Here is a 16,290-nt window from a genome sequence, read left to right as displayed (position 1 = left end):
TAAACCACCTTAATCGGTGGTTTTTTTGTGCCCTTAATTTGGCTAATGGCAGCATAATGGCAGCACTCTGGCAGCAGAGGTTTTTGAGGACTGCTTATTTTGCGTCTGAACGGTTGTCTAATGGGTTAAGGGCAACTGCGGCATCCAGATGATTAGGGGCAAAGTGAGCGTAACGCATAGTCATCATTATCGTGCTATGACCGAGTATCTGTTGAAGCACCAGAATGTTGCCACCCCGCATCATAAAATGGCTGGCGAAAGTGTGGCGCAACACATGTGTACGTTGTCCCTTCGGTAGCTCAATTCCGGCTCTGTTCAGAGCTGCTTTAAATGACTCGTAAGCAGGGGAGAAAAGCGCACCGCGCTTCTTAGGTAGGATTTTTTGTAACTGGTCGGAAATTGGTACTGTACGGTTCTTTTTGCTTTTGGTCTGAGTAAAAGTCAGACGGCCAGGCAAAACCTGTGATTGTTTTAAACTCTCCGCTTCGCTCCAGCGTGCGCCGGTCGCCAGGCAAATTCTCACGATGGTGCCGAGATCTGTGTTGGCCGATTGATCGCACGCCGCCAGCAGCCGGTCAATCTCTTCTTCATACAGAAAAGCCAGCTCCTGATCCCCTTCCTTGAACTGCCTGATCCCGGATAACGGGTTATCACCTTCCCATTCTCCCAGCCGCTTCATTTCCGAAAAAACCGCATGAAGGTAAGACTGCTCGCGGTTTACTGTCGCTTCACTAAGTTTCTTCTTTCCTTTCTGATTCCATTCACCGCTTAAGCGTCTTTCCCGGTATACTGCAAAAGTATTTTTATCAAAATGAGCAGCAAGCGGATCCCCTAGGCGCTCGCAGATGGCAAGTAATTTCACTTTGCGTTCCTCGCCAGAGGTCAGCGTTTTGCCATGCATCTCATACCAGCGCTCAATGAACGTGGAGAGTGTTACAGCATTATCGTTAACCGCCTGGCCGGATGCGTTATTCATGGTGCGGCGCTCAAATGAGAGCGCCTCGCCTTTAGTGGCAAACTGCTTGCGTATGCGCTTCCCATCACGGCCATAGGGGAAGCACTGGCAAAGCCATTTACCTGAAGGGAGTTTGCGGACTGTCATTGATCACTACCTACAATACGGATGAAAATGGATTAGTGCTTCCAACAACTGAAAGCACTGATTAAAATTTGAAGAGGGGTTATTACTCACTAATAAAAGTAATTATCTGGCCTGATTCAATATCAACATCAGCAGATATAGTTTGTTTGACGCGAGCAGCGTAAGCGTTAGTACCACTAAAAGTGGTTGAAACTATAGCGTGAGGAGTGCCTTTCATCAGAATCCGGTAAGTAGTTTTGATGTGCTTGTACGAATCCTCATCATTCATACTTTCTTTAATGGCTTTTTCCAGAGGTCGATAGGAACCATCCCAACCGCTAAATTGGGCAAAGAACGTGTCAAAGTTGGTACGAGTATCCAAAGATCTTGGATCTTTTTTATAATCGCCAGCGCACCAACCAAGTACCATGCCGATTTGTAAGTCATTGCTTTTGGTTGCACTGTACTCGCTGAGGCAATTATAAAAGCCGGTGAAAGCAGATTCTTTGAAATCCTCAGATACTAAATAACCAGAAACGATATCTTTTCGTTCTTTTTCTAATTTTTTCTGATATTCACCTAATGTCAACGTAGGATATTTGAATTTTTTTTCATCCTCTTCGGCCTGAGCGGCCAATATCTGCTCGGCTTTTAGTTCTTCTGCGGATTTTATCCTTGGATAAAAATGGTTCTTTACCCCAACAAGCAACACTAAAACAACGAAGAAGACCGCAGAGGATGTTTTTCTGTTGGACATGCCAACCCATGAAGGTTTTATAATCCCAATCCAGAAGGTCAGTACGACAAAATACATGATGATTTCAATTATTTTTTCCATCGTTAATCCTTAACGTTTAATATCAAAAAATAAGAGCACCTACAGTAAAACCTATAACAAAAATAAAGCCGAATTCTTTGGGGTGTGTCCGCAGTAGTTCAAAAATATTGAGTCGTTCTGACGTGGGTTTTTGAGGAAGCTGGTGTGTTTCTTGCGATTGTTGATCCAGCCAGGACAGAGCAAGCTGGAGTTGAGGGCGAGTTAAATCATTCAGCCTGCCTGTACCGAAGTTGATATGACAGTAGCGAATGAGTTTCTGCCTGATTTCACTATCTTGGCTGTTGCGCAGCAGGAGGCTTACCAGAGCTTTGCTGGTGTCTTTTTCTTTGCACCTATCCAGCATGGCCTGTAGAAAACTGACTGCCGTTCGATATTGATTAACGGTCATATCACCAATACTAGAAACACCAATTTCAGCGTGAACTTTCTGCCAGACAGTAAACGCTTCATCCTCTCCAGCTTCAGCAATCGCGCTCACAAGATTGTTTAGCTCTTTGCGTTGAGCCTTAACAAGAGGGCGCTTGTCTTCTTCCTTTTCTGGAAGTGAAACATTGATTGTGTGACGACCATCAAACTGATCTATTTGAATCTTATTTTCATTGAAATCGCGTCCTGCAACACGGTTTTGCTCACCAGTAGAATTAACCGTCATAAAGTACTTCCTTACTTCTTGTTTTCGTTGAAATCCCTGCCTGCGACACGGTTGCCTTGACCCGATATGTTTATTGAATTCGATGCAGTATTACCTGCTGTAAGTGCGGCGAGTGCAGCAGCTTTGATTGCAAGGGGGGCCTTCCTGAATAGGTTGAGTAGCTCTTGCTCGTCAATGTCAAGGGCCTCCGCAGACCTGACTCCTGTAACAATGAATTGAACGTCAGCTCCAAATTTTGCAATTGCAGATAGGTAGGCTACATCGGGATTGCGCTCACCTTTCTCATAGTTGAGCTGGGCTTGTTTTCTGACTCCGCCAATTTCGCCAAGCGCCGCTTGGCTTAGGCCTAAGCGTATGCGCTCCTCTTTAAGACGCTCTCCAGAACGCGAATGCATTTAAAAATCCTTGACAGGTACTCGATTGAGTACCAGAATGTGAATCACAGATACTTAGCAGATCACAATATACCACTATGACACAAGACGAGAACATCCAAAGGTCACGACTTCCAAAGGGGTTATTTTCTGGCAACCCTATCCCTATGCGGCTGACCACCGAAGAACGTGCGTTACTTGAGGCGTTAGCCACCAAAGAATGCCGTTCGATCTCTAGCATGGCGCGCATGATTTTTTTGCGTGGCATGGAAGTAGCTAACGCAGACTGATCGAGGTGTTTTTATGGAAAACATCACAATCAATTTAAACGTACTGGCTCCTTATCTTTCCCTTAAGGAGTACGCCAGAGTGACCGGAATACCCTTCGAGACATGCCGGGATATGGTGAAAGACGGGAGAATCATCATTCGTGTCAATACCGATCGAATTCTGACCCACCCTGCCAAAGTAAAACTGACCCACCCCCTTTGAATCATTCGAGCGTTGTTGCTTTCGTTTTCTTCTGGAGTTGACCGCTTTTCAGCTTATCTTTCAGTCGATAGCTTTGGCCGCTGATTTGGGCGATATGCGCATGGTGAAGCAGCCGATCCAGCATCGCTGCCGTCAGTGTCTCGTCATCACCAAACGTTCCGGACCACTGCGTAAACGGCAGGTTGCTGGTCAGGATCACGCTGCCTGACTCATACCGTTTAGCGACTACCTGGAAGAACAGGTTCGCCTCCATTTTACCGAACGGCAGATATCCCACTTCGTCGATGATCAACAGCTTAGGTTTACCTACGACGCGGTTCAGGTAGCCCTTCAGGTCACCCTGACGATGTGACGCCATCAGTTGCAGCATCATGTCGGCGGCGGTAATGAACCGAATGCTTAAACCCGCCATCGCGGCCTTATAGCCAATGGCGGTCGCCAGGTGCGTTTTGCCGACGCCAGAAGGCCCGAGCAGGACAACGTTCTCCTGACGTTCGATAAATGTCAGACCCGCCAACTCCTGGATCTGACTTCGTGGAACGCCACTGGCATAGGCGTAATCGAACTGCTCCAGTGTTTTTATCACCGGCAGGCCTGATAACCGCAAAATGGTCTGGCGACGCCGTTCGTTCTGGCCATCATGCTGGAGCTGCAAAACGGCTTCCAGGAAGTCGGCATGCGTGCCGCTGTTGTCGATGGTCGCCTGTGCCACACCCGGCCACTCTGCCGGCAGGCGGTCGAGCTTGAGTTGCTCGCAGAGCGCGGCAATACGATCATGTTGAAGGTTCATGCTGGCACCTCGAGCAAGGCCTGGTACGTTGCCAGAGGATGTTGCAGGCTCTCGGTCGGCACCGGACGCTGGCTGAGCGCTGGGACAGGTGCAGGCAATGCCAACGTGACCTTCGGTAACGGCAATAGCGCAGCACGCTCGCGCGGCATGCGCTGCTCAGGCGGTACGCCTGTGGTGCCATGCACTCGTGTGTTCGCGACGGTGACCAGCCACTCGCCGATGCGTGTGTTGGCAGCAGGTACATCCAGTACCAGCCCGGCCTGCCGGAAGGTCGCGGTAAGAGGCACGATAAAGCTGTTCTTGAGGTAATGGTTAAACCGCTCAACCTTACCCTTGGTCTTGGCGCGATAGGGTCGGCAGACCTTGGGAGTAAAGGCATACTTCTCGGCGACGTGCATCAACTGCGGGTTCCAGCGATGCTTACCGGGGCCGTAGACATCGCGCTCAATGATGATGGCCTTGGCGTTGTCGAACAGCAGCTGATGCGGCGTCCCGCCGAAGAACCTGAGCGCAGACTCAATGCCGTCACACCAGGCAGCGGAGTCCTGGTTGCTGTAAAACTTGACGAAAGTCGCGCGGCTCCAGCCCAGCGTGGCGACAAAGGCCAGCAATGGGTTATGACCGAGTCTGATGATGGTGAAATCAACTTGCATCTGAAAGCCAGGCTCGGTCTCGAAGCGTGTTACCTCTTCAGTGACGGGCTGCTTAATGGGGTGCAGGAAAGCGGTCAGCATGCTGTAACCACCCTCGTAACCACGCTGACGGATCTCGCGCAGCAGCACACTGGCGGGTATCCAGAGGGGCCTGGCAGCGGCCACGCGCTCAAGGATATAAGTCTTGAACGGGTCAAGCTTGCAGGGTCTGGGTGCGCGAGGCTTGTAGCGCATATCCGCTACGGGCAGCGGGCTACGAATATATCTGCGAACGGTCTCACGAGAGCATGAAAGCTGGCGCGCGATGGCGCGTATCGACATGCCCTGACGGTGTAAAACACTAATCTCCACTCTGGTCTCCAATGTCATCATTGGCAGTGCCTTAAAACTGCCATTTTTACCCTAGGTGGGTCAGATTTACATCGGCAGGTGGGCCAGTTTTACATCGGTAGCGACACATTCGGCCTAAGGAGCTTTCCGGCGCAAAGGTTGAAGTAAATATGGTCGCCATGCTTAAAGATGCGATTGCTAATAGCTGAAAGGACTATTAAATGAAAAAGCGCTATTCACAACATGGAGCTCATGCCGGAAGCATTCCGGGTTTGGTTCAGGTAAGTAAAAATGTTTATGTCTATTCCGGTTTCACTATCCGTAAATCGTCACGTAATGCTTTTAATCAAAGCAATTCATATCTGATAAATAAGCGGGACGATAGCGGTGGTATTGATAATTATTATGGACGCGACTTTGCCTTAGCTGAAGCAATGCGAACAATTGAAGGTTTAAGGAGTGGACGAAATTATGATGATTGAAATGATTGTCGGACTTTTTCTCTTTGCTGTTCTCATGTTGCATTTAATTCAGTTTTTAATCCGCCTTCATTGCAGGAAAGTGAAACAGAGAAGAATGATAGCGCTTGCTGAATATAAAACCCGACGCGAAGAAGTGGAACTAAAAGCCCGTAGGCAACTGTAGCAGGTGCACAATATGAATGATAATGCTCCATCACTTGCCAGCCTGTTAAAGCACGGTTGCCAAGTCACACACTTCAAAAATACTCGCGGCTGGCTGGAAACGCCGGACGGAAGATTTTTTAAGCCCGAACCGGCGAAGGTTCAATTTGTTAAGGGTAAAAATAAGCCGTTTGTTTATACCCAAAGAATAAATAAAGGCTTCCTGCTTAAACTGACTGGCTTATTTAAAAAGCTAATTAAGTAGTTTGGGTTTAAAAAAACGAACTTTGTTTTCTCCGCCTGTTTATTAAGTGGCGGCGGTTCAATTCATTCTTCTTTTGAGGAAGAGATTATGACCAGACGTGATCAATATAGCTTCATTCTGCACGTTCTTTTACCTGCTATCGAAAATGAAGGGTTAACAATTAAAACCCGCCGCGATGGTGAGTTAACCCTTTCAGCCAATGGATCAGTAACCACTAATTTTATTTGCAACCTGCGTCAGCACTGCATTGAAGAATTGCAGCGTCCTTATTTTCCTAACCCTTACGGAGTTTAATGCAATGAAACACGTAATGATTGATATTGAAGTTATGGATAATAAGCCGACTGCGGCGATTACGTCTATCGCTGCGGCAATCTTTGATCCTATGTCAGGCCAGCTCTCAGACAACCTAAAAAGCCTCGCAGCCAAAGGCGCTATGGGGGCAGCATTATGATCCGTTCCCTACTCAAATGGCCCGGTGGCAAAAGTCGCGTGATGCCTGAATTACTGCCGCATTTACCAAAGGCCGGTTGCCTCGTTGAGCCTTTTGTTGGCGGTGCTTCTGTTTTCCTCAATACCGATTATCGTCGCTATATCCTTGCGGATATCAACCCGGATCTGATCCGCCTTTATCGAGAGGTAAAAAGTAACCCTGAGTTGGTGATTGATCTGGCTCGCCCGCTCTTTGCTACCGGCAATTCTAAAGAGGAATACTTACAGAACCGCCGCATTTTCAACGGTACAAAAGGTTTGCTTGATGTGGCCCGTGCTGCCCTGTTTCTTTACCTCAACCGGCACGGCTACAACGGCGTGGTGCGTTACAACCAGAGCGGCGGTTATAACGTGCCGTTTGGTCAGCACAAAACCGCGCCTTACTTCCCCGAAGCGGAGATCCGGCAGTTTGCTGAGAAGGCCAACGACACCAAAGCTATTTTTCTGTGCAGCTCGTTTCAAAACACCCTCAAAGTGATGGTTGGAACGGATGAAGCCATCTACTGCGATCCGCCGTACCTGCCAGCCAGCGAAACCGCCAATTTCACCCAATACCACACCGAGCCATTCACTGAGAAGCACCACCGCCAGTTAGCGGCGGAGCTGCTGGAAGTTAACCGCAAATATGGCGCGCCGGTTGTCATTTCCAACAGTGACACCGAAACCACCCGAGAGATTTACCACCACTTCCGCCTGCATGAAATCGACGTGCAGCGCTCTGTTAGCACTGATGCCAGCAACCGCCAGAAGGCCAAAGAAGTGATTGGCGTGCTGCCTGTTTGCGATTGCTGCGGGCGTTATGGCGGCGGTTGCCCTGATTGTGGCACCGTGATGGGTGATGCCACTTACAACGCGATGGTTGCGGCGGGCACGTTTGACGTTCTGGGGGCGCTTTAATGAATCTTATAGACGCCTGGATCGTTGAAATAATAAGCGTGAATCGTGGCGAGATTATGCCGTATTGGTTGGTTGAGGCGAAAGTAACAGCTTATGGAAGGGAATCAATAACCACAATCCTGAAGAAATCAGAAGAGGAGGCCAAAGCCATTAAAATAGGGGATGTAGTTCAAATATGACCACGGCAACCCGTGGCCGTAACGCCCCTTCACCACCTCCGCCTTATCCGGGTAGCACTGACAATGCTACCCCTTACGCTTATGGGGGAAACAAATCATATCAGCCGATTGGCGTTGATGTAGCGCCGGGGCCGGATGGTTTCGACTATCTCACGCCTGACGGTACGCGGAAGCATATTGCGTTCAGTGAACTGGTAGCGGAAGACGAAAAGCCGGAGCGCAGCAAGTGGCTTCGCCGCCGCCTTGCTTCTCTTCCTCAGTATGTTCGCCGCTACTTTTCCACGAAGCTGGATGCGCTGGACGCGAAAGACCGCAAAGCGGCAGATCACTGGCTGGTTAATACCTTTGAGCGCCACGTATTAACTCGCATTGATAACGTAAACAGCATTTACCAGCCTGACAGCGTGATGCCCGGTATTCTGCTGCCTATCCGCGATCAGCTTTTCCGTATTCTCTGGGCGGGGAAAAAAGAGTTAAAAAGACTGGCTTATACGCTTGCCGATATCTTTACGAGCGAGTTTATACGCGAGTCCGATCATCAGTTGGCGCATACCGGTGATCCAGAGTTTGCGGCGCTTTCTGGCTATGGTCGAATTGCGTCGCTGGCTGTGCATCTGAAAACACCAATCCCAGGTTGGACAGCGTATTGCAATGAAGAACTTGAAGCGGAGGACGCGTTACGAGCAGTTCTCCGTCTTGAGTCACCGCAATGGTGGTTAAACCGGCTGCGCCGTATTCATGCCCGTTGGCGTGAGCATTTGATGATCGCAGCGGGATACGTCCAGAAAAAATCTTCCCCATACAGTAGCGCCCCGTGCCTTACGGAATGGCTGGCTCAGAAGAAGGCTAATCGTGAATACCTTAAGGCGATGGAACTGGAAGACCAGGACACGGGCGAGCGCATTTCACTGATCGACAAAGTTATGGGGAGCGTCGCCAATCCAGCAATTCGGCGCTGTGAGTTAATGACCAGGATGCGAGGGTTTGAAAATCTGGCGAAGCAGGAAGCGCTGGCCGGTGACTTCTACACGCTTACAGCACCTTCCCGTTATCACTCCATGCAGCATAACGGGCGACGAAATAATAAATACTGTGGCGCGTCGCCACGCGAGACGCAGAAATATCTTTGCAAGGTGTGGGAGAAAACGCGCTCGGCGTGGCTGAGGGCTGGTATTCGTAATTTTGGTTTCCGCGTAGTCGAGCCGCACCACGATGCCACGCCACACTGGCACTTGCTGTTATTTATGCGCCCGGAACACGTTGAACAGGCACGCGAAATATTCCGTAAATATGCTCTCGAAGTGGATGGTAATGAGGCAGGTGCTCAGGAAAATCGCTTCAGAGTCGTACCAATAGAAGAAGAACACGGCAGCGCTACAGGTTATATAGCGAAATACATCTCTAAAAATATCGATGGTTACGCCCTCGACGGTGAGACAGACGACGAAACCGGGGAAGACCTGAAAGAAATGTCGCGGCGTGTCAGTGCATGGGCTTCACGCTGGTCTATTCGCCAGTTCCAGCCTATAGGTGGTGCACCTGTCACTGTATACAGAGAACTGCGACGCTTGGGTAACCGTGAGCTGGTGTTACACCCTGAACTGGAAACCGCACGTCAGGCCGCTGATGCAGGCGAGTGGGATAACTATGTATTAGCCCAGGGTGGCCCCCTGGTTGAGCGTAAAAATCTGCGCATCCGCCTGAACTACGAAACCACCGAAAACGGAAACGCCTACGGTGATGACGTCCAGCGAATCACCGGCATTTACTGCCCGATAACAGGCAGTGACTCTTTGATCTTCACCCGCACCGCTCAATACAAAATCGTGCCGAAGCGCCAGAGCGCTGACCGTGTAGCCGTTGACGTTGGTTTTTCAGGCGGCAGCGCCGCCCCTCGGAGTTCTGTCAATAACTGTACGCGGGATCCCGCGGCAGGTGCTGACGGTGTTGAACATGCCGCCAGCGAAGCTGCAGGACAGTCGGAAATGACTGTGCCAGCTGAGGGCGTGACGGTGAATTTTGATGCGCTTTCACGGCAGGAAAAGAGAGAACTGGCGCAGCGGCTTAGTGACGATGTGCGGAGTAAGCGTAAAAAGCGGCCACCAGAACGAGAAGAAGTGGCTGGGCTATCTGTGAAAGAGCAGCAGATCAGTGAACTGCTGGCGCTGCGTGGGATTGATGCCAGCGCCGGAATGGTCAGATCGCTGATGGCCGGTGCGTCAGTGGCGTGCGGCGATCTTGTTATGACCGTGCAGGACGGGCGGTTGGTATCCCGCAGCCGTGCCGCATCGGAAAAAATGCCGTCGCAGGTGATGGCGGCGAAGAAAAAGACAAGCGACCTCGTGAGCAGGATGAAGGCTGCGTTTTCGGGGCGGAAGTAGGATGCCGATCGGCATGGTCGGCTTTGACAGTGTGGTACCGAAATACCGCGATGGCCGGAACGGTCAGCTTTGACGGTGTGGTACCGGATTCCGGCAAATACAGCCATTTCCGGCAGTGTTGGCCGTACATCGAGAACCGTCATTTTTAACAGTGCTGCAGGTGGTTAAAAATGACGGTGCCAGCTGAGGACGAAAGAGTATGAGCTATCTGGGAAGTAAGGCGGCGAGCGGGGTTTATCAGAAGATTATTGCTGAAATGCCCCCGCATGATACCTACATTGAAACGCACCTGGGCAGTGGCGCAGTAATGTTTCACAAGCCACTTGCAGCCAGGACGATTGGAATTGATGTCGATGAAAATGCTTTCATATTAACGCGGGAGCGCTGGTCTGATATGGGGCAAACTCCGCCCCGGTTGCATCTTTATCACGGTGATGCTGTAGGTTTTCTGGAAAAAGAAGACTTTACTCAACATGGCCGCGTGCTGGTTTATTCCGATCCCCCCTATCTGCCAGAAACGCGCACCAGTCGCGCCCGCTATCTTCATGAATATACCGTTTCCGATCATGAGCGCCTGTTAGCCTGCCTCATAAGCCTGCCGGAAAACGTCAACGTGATCCTGTCTGGCTATCCGTCGCGGCTCTATGACGAAACGTTAGCGGGCTGGCGCAGTAAGGAGTTTCAGGCCATGACACGCGGCGGCGTGCGAACAGAAAAAATCTGGATGAACTACCCGGAAGGGCGCGCGTATTCCCACGCGTTTGCCGGGAAAGATTACAACGATCGGCACCGTATTAAGCGCAAAGTTGAGCGCTGGCGCGCGAAATATGCCGCGCTTCCGCCTGCTGAAAGGCTGGCGATCATGGTGGCGCTCAATGAGGTTGACGCGGGCTAGTTTTGCCGCAAGGATAATTCGTTTCAGCGGGTGTTTTTTTGCGCTATCATTCCGGCAGTGGTTCACGATTATTGGCAGGAAAGGCAATTATGAGCAGTAAAAAAAATAAAATATCATCTATGGCCGCAGCGCTGGCGGTGGCTCTTGCCCCTGTTCCTGCCAGTAGCATTGTGCATCATGACTTATCAATCTCTCGGCACAGTACGTCTACGCTATCCCTCCAGGACGTAAAGGATTCTGTGGCATACCTTCCTATTGATGAGGCCACCAGTTATATGCTTAACCTGGCTGACAGGATGAAGACACACAGGGCAAACCTTCGCATCGAATGGGAAGAAAAGCAGATCCCTATTATTCTGAAAAATCAGAAAAAAGAGACTCAGGAAGGGTTTGAAAGCCTTTTCCGTCATATTGCGGTATGTGCAAGTTTTGTCGAGGCTGCAAGAGTTGCGCTGAAAAGCGTACCTGAAAGTAACGCGGAACTGAGAAAAGAGATTGTCGCTTTTGCTCGTTCCGCTGCGACGCTTCGCTATACGATTGAAGATATTTTATCCTTCATTGAAAGCACGCATGTGCCGAAGAAAACTTCAGATGCTGATCTGGGTGTTACCGCCGATCAGGTTCATGCACTTATCCGCAGTGAACATAAAAAGCTGGGCCTTGAAGATCCAACGTTCCATTAAGGCAGGGCCATGATTAAAGTCTCTGTCCACAATGATATAGAACTCCCCGCAGTTGCTCGTAAATATGCACATGCTTTGCAGTCATGGAAGAACGGCGGATCTTTACCCTCAGTCTTTGGCAACGAAGGGCAGTGGGAAGATAGCGGGCGTCTTCGTGATTCTTTTGTTTTTAAGATCCATATTCGTTTACCTGATGAGAAGCCGTGGCCTGCAAAATTACCTGCTGCCTCACGTAAATCAAACAGTTATCTTGTTTACTCCCGCCATTTCTTATATCCAGATAAGTATCAGCTAATCAGCATTATGACACCCAATGCGCATGAGTTAGCCCGTACATCCTACATGGCAGAAATTGAGCGCAGAGCAGAAGAGTTCCAGTCTTCTTTTTGAGTTTTGCGACGACTATCTATCAATCTCTCACTAATCTGAAAAGCTGCCTTTTGAAGGCAGCTTTTCTTTCTTCCTGGCCTTCTTTCTCTATTGCACAATAGTGCACAAATTTGCACAATTTTTTTGAAGCTATTTATACCCTCTCCGCCCTGTGTTGGCGCGGTCTGCCCCCGGATCGGCAAATGCACAAAAAACGAAGCAAATGTCGCGCGCAGGTGACGGGGGAACAGCCCACGCGACAGGGGGTAGGGAGGGGATGCCTTAAATTGCCATTCTTCAGCCTTTTTCGTCTTCTCAGTGCGTTTTCTCGCTTCTGGGGGTGAGCGGGGTCGATTTCAGTTTGCGCCTGTCAGAATGGCGCTCATGCGCTCTGAGTGAGGGGCGTTAAAGGTTGTGCTGAGTGGTACTCAGGTGGTGGCCGGTCATGCGAAGATTGAAAATTACTGAAGGAGAACCGCCGCAGGATGTGCGGCGGATGGGGCGGGTCACTCGTCTTTGAGCAGAGCGTAGGGATTAAAGCGGATCACTTCCTGACCGAGCCAGTCATTGACGCCCTTTATGGCTTCCATTACGGGCAGCATTTCGTTGATGGCGAAGACGCGCGCGGCCTTCTCAACATCACCGAGCGAGCCGTTGCCTTCAGGCATTGCACCCATCAGCTGCGGCGGGATGCGGTGAGCGTCGCGCAAATCGTTGCGCGTGGCTGATTTGATATTAAGAAACTCATCCTTTGCCGATATCTGGCTGAACGGCAACAGTTGCACGCCGTCTTTGCCGCCGCCAGGCGCGTGGATCAGTACGTTTTTGAAGGAGCCTTTCCCTCTGGCCTGTGACAGCGTCTTTTGCACCACCTTTATGCTTTCCTGATCCACCTTCTCCGAACCGACATAGAGAATACATCCGGCATGGGAGCCGTTGTCGTAATAGAGTTTGCGGAACTTATCGGCGGAATGTGACAGGCTGGCGGACAGAAGCGCCCCCATGTATTCCGGCATACCGTAGATTTCCTGATGAATATCCGGGTTCATGATGTGGCAGACCTCGCCCGCCTTGAACTCGTATTCATCTTTCCACTGCCGGATAAACCAGTAGGTATCAAGATCGCTTCCCCGTCGCGTGTTCAGCGCTGGGACATGCTTAAGTTTTAGCGGCGCTCCCAGGCGATTAGACCGACGCTCAAGATAGGCATTGCCGAAGACAAACCAGTCCAGCGCAAACGCAGAGAAGGCCTGACGTGACAGTAACGGGTGAGGGATATAGCACCCGGTCAGCACATTACGCTTGAAGTAAAGCGCCGACTGATGCAGCGGGGACTGTGCGAACGCACGGGTTAACCCTTTCCAGTCTATTGGCGTCTCGTAGTACCGGCCATTATCGACGCAGCACATGCTGTCCAGCAGATCATAGCCGTCTGTTACTGAATATGGCCCGTCAAACGTGAAGGCGCTGAGCGCCGGATCGCTTCTGAGCGCGTCAGAAATATCAGGCTGTCCGGCACCGCCACTGCTGGCAGTGTGATTGTTTTTGTAGGTGCGCTTCTTCATCAGAACTCCATAGCAAACCCGCCGCTGCCACTCTCCTGGCCCAGCGGTTCGTTAATAATGGCGAGCATATTCGACCAGGCTAAATCCCCGTGGCTGACGCCGCGCGAGCGGTCAGTGTCATAGGTGATGAATCCGCCCGGCGTCTTTACCTTGCGAACTGAGTTAAAGGCGTTGATCAGGGCGCGCTCGCTGCGGTCATATTCCCATCGCCCGGCGCGGATCAGCTGTAGCATTTTCAGCACCAGGGCGCGCTTTGACGTCATTGACATGGTGTAGGGCATTGCCATCGGGAAAAACTTCTTCACTATCTGGTAAACGGCTTCACCATTACCGCCCGTCACGTCGATGCCGACATGCTGAACGTTGTATTTGAAGGTGAAGTTTTCGATAACTTTCGCCTGCTCTTCAAATTCAAGGCCGCGCACCTGTTCCGTTTCCACCGTACGGAATTTACCGCCCGGCACCAGTGGCGGAACCACAACGCAAATCGCGCCGCTGTCACCGTTGCCGCTGCTGCCGTTGGCGTCATAGCCTATCCAGACCGGGCGATTACCCATCGGCCTGGACGCGAAAGGCTTCCAGTCCGGCCATTCGTCATAACCATCTGCCCCGCACCCAATCAGTGCGTTAAGGTTGAAGGCTGACTCACCATCGCGAACGAACTCGCACATGTACAGGTTGCGAAATTCATCCTCGCTGTTTTCATCCTGAATCTCTTCAAGGTCGGTATATTCCCAGCCGTGGTCTATCACATCCTTCAGGGTGACAATCTGACGCCAGGTTTTATCCGGGCATAACAGCCCACTGTTCAGCGTTTTCCAGCCCACATCAAACGCTTTGCGCTGTGCCTTCGGGCGTTTCTCATTCCAGCGATCGCCCGTCCAGAACGGGTAGGCCTCATGGGTCTCGCCTGACGGCGTGGAAAAGTAGGTACGCGTCAGCCCCTTCAGCGTTGCCATCGCACCTGCAACCTTTCGCAGGTTGGTGAAGTTGCTGACCCAGAAGAATTCGTCAAACTTCAGGTTGCCCGTATATGACTGTGCCGTTGCAGCGGACGTGCCGAGGAAATGCAGCTCTGCGCCGTTACTCAGTACGATTTTGTCACCGCCCTTAAGCTCAACGTCCACCTCTTCCGCCATCTTCTGAATGAATCCCCTGAACTGGTGCGCCTGACGGCGGGATGCAGACAGAAATATCTGGTTGCGCTGGTACGTGTATTTCACATCATCGCGCAGCGCATCAAGCAACGCCTCGCGTGCAAAGTACCAGGTTGCGCCAATCTGGCGGGACTTCAGTATCATGCGGTTTCGGTGGTGGCGTTGCTCATACCAGCCGCGTTGATGCCACGAAAGGGAATCAAGTATTTTCTCCCGCAGCGCGACGATCTGTTCTTCGGTGAAGTGGTTTTTCAGCTTGCGCCTGCGTGGCTTTTTGCCCGCGCCAGCCCCTGCCGGTTGTCCGTCAGACAGCTTTTTCAGTTGCCGGGTCAGCAGGTCAATCTCCTTGAAGTCTCCCCCGGTCTTGTCTTTCTTGTCCGTAAGCTGGATGAGGCGCGCATCCATCGACTGGCTGACGCGCTGGACGGGCGGTGTTTCATCCCATTCATCGCGTTTCTTCCAGGCGTAAATTGTGTTCTGATTAATCCCCATCAGGCGCGCGATCTCTGCTGGCGGGTAGCCCTGCCAGTAAAGTTGTTTTGCCCTCTGACGTACAAAAGCGTCCTGTATCATCTGCCCTCCACCGTTTATGGAGTGAAGATTACCCCGCGCGCGATCCCGCTATCGCCCCCTTTATGGTCTGGCCTTCCTCCGACAACAAAACCTCGTTGAGACAGCAAGTTACGCTCTGCCATCATGGCCGTACAGAAACCACTCAACAGGATTATCGACATGGCTAGCGCAGCTAAACCCGCCGTAAGAAATTCCGCGTTGCTGTCTCCGGTGCCACCGTTGACGGGCGTGAAATTCGCCCTGAGCACCTTCGTGATGCAGCAGCAAACTACAGCCCGGACGTGTACGGCGCACGCGTCAACGTGGAGCACTACCTTTCGCCGTTCCCCGGCAGTGATTTCGGCGCGATGGGTGATGTGACGGCACTGAGTGCTGAAGATATCAGCGAAGGCCCGCTCGCCGGGCGCACCGCGCTTTACGCCGAGATCCAACCTTCTGAGCGCATGAAGAAGCTGACGGAAGAAGGTAAGAAAATTTACTCCAGCATTGAACTGCATCCGCAGTTTGCGCTTAACGGCAAGGCGTATGTCATGGGGCTGGCGATGACCGATACCCCGGCCAGCCTCGGCACCGAGCGCCTGAAATTTGCCGCGCAACAGCGTCAGCAGGTTATGTCCTTCAACAATCAGCAGGGTGAAGCCCCGCTGTTCACCGATGCCATTGAGGCAGAAATCATCGAACTGGCCGAGCAGCGCAGCGATGAAGGTAAGCAGTGGTTCGGGCGCGTCATGGGGATTATCGGCAAAGGCCGTAAATCTGACGGTGAACAGTTCAGCCAGGTGCGTGATGCCGTGGAGAACGTCGCCCAGTCCCATGCCGATCTGCTGGACAGCTTCAACGACCTGAGCCGTGCCCGCGAGCAGGACAGCCAGGCCATCCAGAAGCTGACCTCCGATCTTGCCGCGCTGACCAGCAAGCTGGGAAGTACTGACGCCAATTTCAGCCAGCGGGAACCCGCCAGCGGTGGCGCTAACGCGCAACTGGCTGATTACTGATATTCA

General features: G+C 51.5%; 21 protein-coding genes and 1 pseudogene. 14 read left to right on the top strand and 8 right to left on the bottom strand.

Going from position 1 to position 16,290, the window contains the following annotated elements; all coding sequences use genetic code 11:
• Positions 1 to 94: 94 nt before the first annotated feature.
• The 4 genes from H2P46_RS00380 to H2P46_RS00365 all read right to left on the bottom strand — a co-directional run bounded on the left by H2P46_RS00380 (position 95) and on the right by H2P46_RS00365 (position 2,966).
• Entirely contained in the window at positions 95 to 1,102 is a 1,008-nt protein-coding gene (locus H2P46_RS00380) for a phage integrase (protein WP_193403249.1), read from the bottom strand.
• 82 nt (positions 1,103 to 1,184) lie between these two features.
• Positions 1,185 to 1,919, bottom strand: a complete 735-nt coding sequence (locus H2P46_RS00375) for a hypothetical protein (RefSeq protein WP_193403248.1) — start codon at positions 1,917 to 1,919, stop codon at positions 1,185 to 1,187.
• 22 nt (positions 1,920 to 1,941) lie between these two features.
• Complete coding sequence (locus H2P46_RS00370; protein ID WP_193403247.1) at positions 1,942 to 2,571, bottom strand: hypothetical protein; 630 nt, start codon at positions 2,569 to 2,571, stop codon at positions 1,942 to 1,944.
• An 11-nt stretch (positions 2,572 to 2,582) separates the two neighbouring features.
• Positions 2,583 to 2,966 carry a helix-turn-helix domain-containing protein gene (locus H2P46_RS00365; protein ID WP_193403246.1) on the bottom strand — a complete coding sequence of 128 codons (384 nt, stop codon included), beginning with the start codon at positions 2,964 to 2,966 and terminating at the stop codon, positions 2,583 to 2,585.
• 146 nt (positions 2,967 to 3,112) lie between these two features.
• Here H2P46_RS00365 and H2P46_RS23300 point away from each other — a divergent pair, with 146 nt between their 5' ends.
• Both H2P46_RS23300 and H2P46_RS00355 read left to right on the top strand, forming a co-directional pair.
• On the top strand, positions 3,113 to 3,235 hold the full coding sequence (locus tag H2P46_RS23300) for a hypothetical protein (RefSeq protein WP_289776046.1): 123 nt from the start codon (positions 3,113 to 3,115) through the stop codon (positions 3,233 to 3,235).
• 13 nt (positions 3,236 to 3,248) lie between these two features.
• The gene (locus H2P46_RS00355) at positions 3,249 to 3,437 is read left to right on the top strand and encodes a hypothetical protein (protein ID WP_193403244.1); all 189 of its coding nucleotides are present in this window, start codon (positions 3,249 to 3,251) and stop codon (positions 3,435 to 3,437) included.
• 1 nt (position 3,438) lies between these two features.
• On the opposite strand, the gene istB is transcribed toward H2P46_RS00355, so the two are convergent.
• Together istB and istA are read right to left on the bottom strand one after the other, a co-directional pair.
• Positions 3,439 to 4,227: an IS21-like element helper ATPase IstB gene (gene istB / locus H2P46_RS00350; RefSeq protein WP_193403211.1), complete on the bottom strand. Its 789-nt coding sequence runs from the start codon at positions 4,225 to 4,227 to the stop codon at positions 3,439 to 3,441.
• A complete protein-coding gene (gene istA / locus H2P46_RS00345) occupies positions 4,224 to 5,252 on the bottom strand; it encodes an IS21 family transposase (RefSeq protein WP_193403243.1) in 1,029 nt (342 codons plus the stop codon). The genes istB and istA overlap by 4 nt, the downstream gene beginning before the upstream one ends.
• Before the next feature lie 179 nt (positions 5,253 to 5,431).
• Between istA and H2P46_RS00340 the strand changes: the two genes are divergently transcribed.
• The 11 genes from H2P46_RS00340 to H2P46_RS00290 all read left to right on the top strand — a co-directional run bounded on the left by H2P46_RS00340 (position 5,432) and on the right by H2P46_RS00290 (position 12,015).
• A complete protein-coding gene (locus H2P46_RS00340) occupies positions 5,432 to 5,692 on the top strand; it encodes a hypothetical protein (RefSeq protein ID WP_193403242.1) in 261 nt (86 codons plus the stop codon).
• On the top strand, positions 5,682 to 5,855 hold the full coding sequence (locus H2P46_RS00335; protein ID WP_193403241.1) for a hypothetical protein: 174 nt from the start codon (positions 5,682 to 5,684) through the stop codon (positions 5,853 to 5,855). The genes H2P46_RS00340 and H2P46_RS00335 overlap by 11 nt, the downstream gene beginning before the upstream one ends.
• Positions 5,856 to 5,867: 12 nt before the next feature.
• Positions 5,868 to 6,098, top strand: coding sequence for a phage filamentation protein Fil family protein (locus H2P46_RS00330; protein WP_193403240.1), 231 nt, complete (start codon positions 5,868 to 5,870; stop codon positions 6,096 to 6,098).
• An 87-nt stretch (positions 6,099 to 6,185) separates the two neighbouring features.
• Positions 6,186 to 6,392: a hypothetical protein gene (locus tag H2P46_RS00325; protein ID WP_193403239.1), complete on the top strand. Its 207-nt coding sequence runs from the start codon at positions 6,186 to 6,188 to the stop codon at positions 6,390 to 6,392.
• Positions 6,393 to 6,408: 16 nt separating this feature from the next.
• The gene (locus tag H2P46_RS00320) at positions 6,409 to 6,552 is read left to right on the top strand and encodes a 3'-5' exoribonuclease domain-containing protein (protein ID WP_238938909.1); all 144 of its coding nucleotides are present in this window, start codon (positions 6,409 to 6,411) and stop codon (positions 6,550 to 6,552) included.
• Positions 6,549 to 7,487 carry a DNA adenine methylase gene (locus H2P46_RS00315; protein WP_193403237.1) on the top strand — a complete coding sequence of 313 codons (939 nt, stop codon included), beginning with the start codon at positions 6,549 to 6,551 and terminating at the stop codon, positions 7,485 to 7,487. The genes H2P46_RS00320 and H2P46_RS00315 overlap by 4 nt, the downstream gene beginning before the upstream one ends.
• Positions 7,487 to 7,666: a hypothetical protein gene (locus H2P46_RS00310; RefSeq protein ID WP_193403236.1), complete on the top strand. Its 180-nt coding sequence runs from the start codon at positions 7,487 to 7,489 to the stop codon at positions 7,664 to 7,666. The genes H2P46_RS00315 and H2P46_RS00310 overlap by 1 nt, the downstream gene beginning before the upstream one ends.
• A complete protein-coding gene (locus H2P46_RS00305) occupies positions 7,663 to 10,047 on the top strand; it encodes a replication endonuclease (RefSeq protein ID WP_193403235.1) in 2,385 nt (794 codons plus the stop codon). Before H2P46_RS00310 ends, H2P46_RS00305 begins: the two co-directional genes overlap by 4 nt.
• 199 nt (positions 10,048 to 10,246) lie before the next feature.
• Positions 10,247 to 10,942, top strand: coding sequence for a DNA adenine methylase (locus H2P46_RS00300; protein WP_193403234.1), 696 nt, complete (start codon positions 10,247 to 10,249; stop codon positions 10,940 to 10,942).
• Between the two features lie 89 nt (positions 10,943 to 11,031).
• Positions 11,032 to 11,625, top strand: coding sequence for a hypothetical protein (locus H2P46_RS00295; protein WP_193403233.1), 594 nt, complete (start codon positions 11,032 to 11,034; stop codon positions 11,623 to 11,625).
• A 9-nt stretch (positions 11,626 to 11,634) separates the two neighbouring features.
• The gene (locus H2P46_RS00290) at positions 11,635 to 12,015 is read left to right on the top strand and encodes a type II toxin-antitoxin system YafO family toxin (RefSeq protein WP_046372029.1); all 381 of its coding nucleotides are present in this window, start codon (positions 11,635 to 11,637) and stop codon (positions 12,013 to 12,015) included.
• A 485-nt stretch (positions 12,016 to 12,500) separates the two neighbouring features.
• Here H2P46_RS00290 and H2P46_RS00285 read toward each other — a convergent pair whose 3' ends face one another.
• Together H2P46_RS00285 and H2P46_RS00280 are read right to left on the bottom strand one after the other, a co-directional pair.
• Positions 12,501 to 13,559, bottom strand: coding sequence for a phage portal protein (locus tag H2P46_RS00285; protein ID WP_193403232.1), 1,059 nt, complete (start codon positions 13,557 to 13,559; stop codon positions 12,501 to 12,503).
• Complete coding sequence (locus H2P46_RS00280; protein ID WP_193403231.1) at positions 13,559 to 15,289, bottom strand: terminase large subunit domain-containing protein; 1,731 nt, start codon at positions 15,287 to 15,289, stop codon at positions 13,559 to 13,561. The genes H2P46_RS00285 and H2P46_RS00280 overlap by 1 nt, the downstream gene beginning before the upstream one ends.
• Positions 15,290 to 15,448: 159 nt before the next feature.
• On the opposite strand from H2P46_RS00280, the pseudogene H2P46_RS00275 reads away from it, so the two are divergent.
• Positions 15,449 to 16,284 (top strand): annotated as a pseudogene (locus H2P46_RS00275) (GPO family capsid scaffolding protein).
• Positions 16,285 to 16,290: the final 6 nt, after the last annotated feature.

It is taken from the genome of Mixta mediterraneensis, assembly GCF_014946725.1.
Lineage (GTDB): Bacteria > Pseudomonadota > Gammaproteobacteria > Enterobacterales > Enterobacteriaceae > Pantoea > Pantoea mediterraneensis.
This window is presented reverse-complemented; position numbering and strand designations above follow the sequence as displayed.

What these genes read in the sequence shown, in the direction of transcription:
- H2P46_RS00340 (WP_193403242.1), top strand. Translation starts at nt 5,432, where the DNA reads ATGAAAAAGCGCTATTCACAACATGGAGCTCATGCCGGAAGCATTCCG.
- H2P46_RS00335 (WP_193403241.1), top strand. Translation starts at nt 5,682, where the DNA reads ATGATGATTGAAATGATTGTCGGACTTTTTCTCTTTGCTGTTCTCATG.
- H2P46_RS00375 (WP_193403248.1), bottom strand. Translation starts at nt 1,919, where the DNA reads ATGGAAAAAATAATTGAAATCATCATGTATTTTGTCGTACTGACCTTC.
- H2P46_RS00315 (WP_193403237.1), top strand. Translation starts at nt 6,549, where the DNA reads ATGATCCGTTCCCTACTCAAATGGCCCGGTGGCAAAAGTCGCGTGATG.
- H2P46_RS00295 (WP_193403233.1), top strand. Translation starts at nt 11,032, where the DNA reads ATGAGCAGTAAAAAAAATAAAATATCATCTATGGCCGCAGCGCTGGCG.
- H2P46_RS00290 (WP_046372029.1), top strand. Translation starts at nt 11,635, where the DNA reads ATGATTAAAGTCTCTGTCCACAATGATATAGAACTCCCCGCAGTTGCT.
- H2P46_RS00310 (WP_193403236.1), top strand. Translation starts at nt 7,487, where the DNA reads ATGAATCTTATAGACGCCTGGATCGTTGAAATAATAAGCGTGAATCGT.
- H2P46_RS00325 (WP_193403239.1), top strand. Translation starts at nt 6,186, where the DNA reads ATGACCAGACGTGATCAATATAGCTTCATTCTGCACGTTCTTTTACCT.
- H2P46_RS23300 (WP_289776046.1), top strand. Translation starts at nt 3,113, where the DNA reads ATGCGGCTGACCACCGAAGAACGTGCGTTACTTGAGGCGTTAGCCACC.
- istA (WP_193403243.1), bottom strand. Translation starts at nt 5,252, where the DNA reads ATGATGACATTGGAGACCAGAGTGGAGATTAGTGTTTTACACCGTCAG.
- H2P46_RS00300 (WP_193403234.1), top strand. Translation starts at nt 10,247, where the DNA reads ATGAGCTATCTGGGAAGTAAGGCGGCGAGCGGGGTTTATCAGAAGATT.
- H2P46_RS00320 (WP_238938909.1), top strand. Translation starts at nt 6,409, where the DNA reads ATGATTGATATTGAAGTTATGGATAATAAGCCGACTGCGGCGATTACG.
- H2P46_RS00380 (WP_193403249.1), bottom strand. Translation starts at nt 1,102, where the DNA reads ATGACAGTCCGCAAACTCCCTTCAGGTAAATGGCTTTGCCAGTGCTTC.
- istB (WP_193403211.1), bottom strand. Translation starts at nt 4,227, where the DNA reads ATGAACCTTCAACATGATCGTATTGCCGCGCTCTGCGAGCAACTCAAG.
- H2P46_RS00370 (WP_193403247.1), bottom strand. Translation starts at nt 2,571, where the DNA reads ATGACGGTTAATTCTACTGGTGAGCAAAACCGTGTTGCAGGACGCGAT.
- H2P46_RS00330 (WP_193403240.1), top strand. Translation starts at nt 5,868, where the DNA reads ATGAATGATAATGCTCCATCACTTGCCAGCCTGTTAAAGCACGGTTGC.
- H2P46_RS00280 (WP_193403231.1), bottom strand. Translation starts at nt 15,289, where the DNA reads ATGATACAGGACGCTTTTGTACGTCAGAGGGCAAAACAACTTTACTGG.
- H2P46_RS00355 (WP_193403244.1), top strand. Translation starts at nt 3,249, where the DNA reads ATGGAAAACATCACAATCAATTTAAACGTACTGGCTCCTTATCTTTCC.
- H2P46_RS00305 (WP_193403235.1), top strand. Translation starts at nt 7,663, where the DNA reads ATGACCACGGCAACCCGTGGCCGTAACGCCCCTTCACCACCTCCGCCT.
- H2P46_RS00285 (WP_193403232.1), bottom strand. Translation starts at nt 13,559, where the DNA reads ATGAAGAAGCGCACCTACAAAAACAATCACACTGCCAGCAGTGGCGGT.
- H2P46_RS00365 (WP_193403246.1), bottom strand. Translation starts at nt 2,966, where the DNA reads ATGCATTCGCGTTCTGGAGAGCGTCTTAAAGAGGAGCGCATACGCTTA.